This window comes from Streptomyces sp. NRRL F-2664, from assembly GCF_000719345.1.
Lineage (GTDB): Bacteria > Actinomycetota > Actinomycetes > Streptomycetales > Streptomycetaceae > Streptomyces.
In genome coordinates this window covers 1-271 of the sequence record NZ_JOFX01000536.1, presented here as the reverse complement: position 1 = coordinate 271, position 271 = coordinate 1, and the positions used below count along the sequence as shown (strand labels likewise).

Below are 271 nucleotides of genomic sequence, written 5' to 3'. Positions count from 1 at the left end.
GTCTTCGAACGCGACGGGGTTGCCGGCGGTGTCGAAGTACTGCACCGACCCGTCGGTGCGGTCCGTCAGCCGCCACTCGTAGCCGCGCTCCTCCACCCCGTCCCGGGCGGGCAGGCTGCCCCCCGGGACATGCTCGAAGCGCACCCCCTCGCCGGGGAACCGCTTCAGGCCGGAGCCGGCACCCCCGGGGGCAGTGGCGGCGGGGTCGATCTCGTAGACACCGCCCGCCACCACCGCACGGCCCTCTTCGGTGTCGACGAAGGGCAGGCCC

The 271-nt window shown here is 74.5% G+C and carries 1 protein-coding gene; it reads right to left on the bottom strand.

Features of this window, described 5'->3' with window-relative positions:
• On the bottom strand, positions 1-271 hold a 271-nt coding region (locus IF89_RS40165; RefSeq protein ID WP_043195155.1), incomplete at both ends, for a hypothetical protein.